The 3,049-nt window shown below is 61.2% G+C and carries 3 protein-coding genes; all 3 read right to left on the reverse strand.

Going from position 1 to position 3,049, the window contains the following annotated elements; all coding sequences use genetic code 11:
- Positions 1-252: 252 nt before the first annotated feature.
- Entirely contained in the window at positions 253-663 is a 411-nt protein-coding gene (locus G020_RS0114485; protein WP_024330092.1) for a type IV pilin protein, read from the reverse strand.
- A gap of 3 nt (positions 664-666) precedes the next feature.
- Positions 667-990 (reverse strand): hypothetical protein, encoded by a 324-nt coding sequence (locus G020_RS0114490; RefSeq protein WP_024330093.1) that lies wholly within the window; start codon positions 988-990, stop codon positions 667-669.
- Positions 991-1,007: 17 nt separating this feature from the next.
- The coding region (locus tag G020_RS0114495) for a pilus assembly protein (RefSeq protein ID WP_231363101.1) at positions 1,008-3,049 on the reverse strand (2,042 nt) is incomplete at its 5' end.

The following is a 3,049-nucleotide window of genomic DNA, read 5'->3' on the forward strand; positions in this document are numbered from 1 at the left end:
AACGTGATCGCCGGCGAACTGCGCTGCACCGAGATCGAATACCTCACCGATTTCGACCCCGACCGCCTCACCTACCCCGGATCACGCGGGGCGATCGCCCCGCGGATCTGGGAACTGTACGAGCGGCATCTCGCCGAACTACACGGCGCCCCGTCAGAGGGCGAGTGAATCGGAGCCGAGGGGCAGCTCTCCGTTCCGCGAGGGTGAGACATCGACCGGACCGACGAGACAATCAGTCTCGTCGGTCTGCGGTTACCAGCACTGGGATACGCTGCCGTTCTGCGTGGCGCGGTCTCCAGTATGGTCCAGCGAAAGGTTGCCACAACCATCATTCGCCTGCCGACCCTGCGCATTGGCTCGGATCAAAAAGCTAGTGTCATCCGATTGCGCATCAACCCGCTCAAAGGTGTAACGACCTTCGTCTTCGATCTCACTGCGGCAGCCACGGTTCGGGAGCGATCCTGGATAGCTCATGGTGCTGGTGCGTTCGCGCTCCATTGCCTGTGCCAGCTCCGCAAGGCACCCCGTCGCCTTGGCCCGCCACGAGTTATCCACGTGGTTCAAATAAGCCGGGTAACCAATGGAGACGATGATCGCCAGAATCGCGATCACGATCATCAGCTCGATCAGAGTGAAACCTTCGTTTCTGCGTAGCAGTGTCATAAATCACTCCTGTGGCGAGCTGTACAGAATGACGCCACGGACAGAGGGCCTGTCGGCCCGGTCGTCATCGCCAACTCGATACTCGATCCACTGCCCCACCTCCACTCGGCCCAGACTTGTGGAACCTCCATCCTCCGTGGCAAGCCTCACGGACGTGGGGACGCGGAACCAATGGTCGTCAATCTCGATGGCATGCTCGACCACATCCACATCCGTCACCTGCCCCATGTAGCCCCCCTCAAGATCGGCGGCCGCCGGGGAAGCCAGCATAAGGACCAGCAGCACCCCGACCAGGGCACTTCTTGAGATCCAGACAAATGTTTTCATTGCTCCACCTCTCATGATCAGCGCAACTGAATCCAACTGCGCGGTCCCAGCCCGGCGGCGCCCGGCGCTTCGTCAATTTTCTCGTCTTCCGTCCCGCTAATGAGGCGGAAGACCTGCCCGGTCTCCGGATCGCGGACCACCGTCGGGCGCCCGGCAATGCCGACCCCCGGATCCACGGCACTCGGGGGGACCTCTTCGCCATCGTGATCGACGAGATCCTCTTCGCCGAAGCTGCCGGAACTGCCTCCGATGTCGAAAACCGGGTCATCAGGCCGCCCCCCACTGGCCGCATCCAGAGCAAAAAGGAACGAAGTTCCACCACCGCGACACGGATCATCGAACGGGATCAGAGTCACAAATTCGACCCGACCATCGATCAGGACCGGCTGGGTAACCACCCGCTCCCCTTCGGCGTCCGCGGCATCGAGCGCCAGCTTCCAGCCTTCGTGCTCATCGGGGTCGAGCGTTTCCTCCGAGGTCACGCGCCAGCGAATCCCGTCGCCGGTCATGCCGTACCCCTCGATTTGCTGTGTCAGCAGATCATCATCCGCATCCACCGGAGCATCCGTATCCTCGTGGATCCGGATACCGTAAAAGGCCTCCGTTTCCCCGGACACTTCATTGTCGCCCTCGGCGAAATACTGCCCGGTTCCGAACAGCACGATGGAGCCTCCTTCAGGGAAACTGCCAAGCGCCGGTTTGGCCGTAATCGGCCGCTCCGCCTCGAACAGCGGACGCGGGGTGTTCCCCTGCTTGAAGGTCACGTCCCAGTGATCTGCCGAGGGGTCCTGCTGGCCGGGCGGCTCTACCTCGAAGGCCCACATGTTGCCTTTCAGATCACCGGCAAATCCCGCCTCGAGGATATTCCCGGAACCCGCGCGGAACACCACCGGCGACAGACCATTGTCACCACCGGACTCGGTTACGATCGCCTCCCGCACCGTTCCCTCTTCGAGATCCAGGATCATCAGCACCGCATCGCCACTATCGCTGTCATATCCGTTCCCGAAGAGCACGCTCCATTCACCTGGGCCGGTCTGCGCGACAGTTGGCTCACCGTCAATCGTGTAACCCAGATGCTCCGAGTCATCGGCACTGAACTCCCAGAGAACGTCCTCATCCGGGTTCTGACCAAAGGTTTCCGGATCCGTAACATCCAGTGCGTACAGCCCCTTCCCCCCTGCGCCGAGAGTCCCGATCAGGATGGTCTTCCATTCCCCGTCCACCTGAGCGTGGGTGATGTGCTGGCTGCCGTCCACGTAGTACCGGTGCTGATAGTCCGGGTCCGCCAGATCGGGAAGATGCTCCAGCAGCATGGACGGAACGTAGGCGAACAGCTCTTCGCCCGTTTCGGCATCGAACGCATGCAGCATGCCGGCGTTGGATCCGACGTAGACGACTTCCGCCCGGTCTTCGTTGTCTTCCAGGAAGCCCGAGTATCCTGTCAGGTTGCTGTAACCCATGTTCAGGTTGGGTCCCTGGTAAGTGGGATCCGAATTCACAATGTCGCCCATCACCGAACCACGATTGCGATAAGGGCCACCGTTGGCGATTTCGTTCGAGTCATCCCCTGCCAGATAGTCGACCAGGCCAGCCTCTTCATCCCCGAAGATCTGATCCGCATCCGGGATTTCACCCCACTCAAACGAGACCGCCTCGCCCGAATCGCGGTCAAAGGTAAACACGCTCCGATCCCCAAAGCCATTCGCCTCAACCCGCGCATCCAGCAAATCCGCAGCCGACCAGGCCTCTACGAATTCAAGCGCCTCGAAATCGGCCTCCAGCGCCACCAGATCACCCGACCAGTCCGCCGAATTGAAATGGGCCTGAAAGACCCGCGCCCCTTCATCGACACTCACCTGGGTCGACTCGGTCGCCAATGACGTACGTGATGCCCCCGCGCGTTCGGATATCTCCGCCAGAACGCCCGACAGCTCATCAGCGAACGCACCGGGTTCCTGTGCACCTGAATTCACAGAATAACTGCAACGCCTGAACCCGGAAGGGGTGGGCCAGCTGCCGCCGTAGAATGGGTGGCTCTCACCCCAAACCCATTCAG

Origin of the sequence: Thioalkalivibrio sp. ALR17-21 (genome assembly GCF_000420185.1) — a bacterium.
GTDB lineage: Bacteria > Pseudomonadota > Gammaproteobacteria > Ectothiorhodospirales > Ectothiorhodospiraceae > Thioalkalivibrio > Thioalkalivibrio halophilus.

Excerpts from the sequence above, each read along its gene's own strand:
- G020_RS0114490 (WP_024330093.1), bottom strand. The coding sequence starts at position 990 with ATGAAAACATTTGTCTGGATCTCAAGAAGTGCCCTGGTCGGGGTGCTG.
- G020_RS0114485 (WP_024330092.1), bottom strand. The coding sequence starts at position 663 with ATGACACTGCTACGCAGAAACGAAGGTTTCACTCTGATCGAGCTGATG.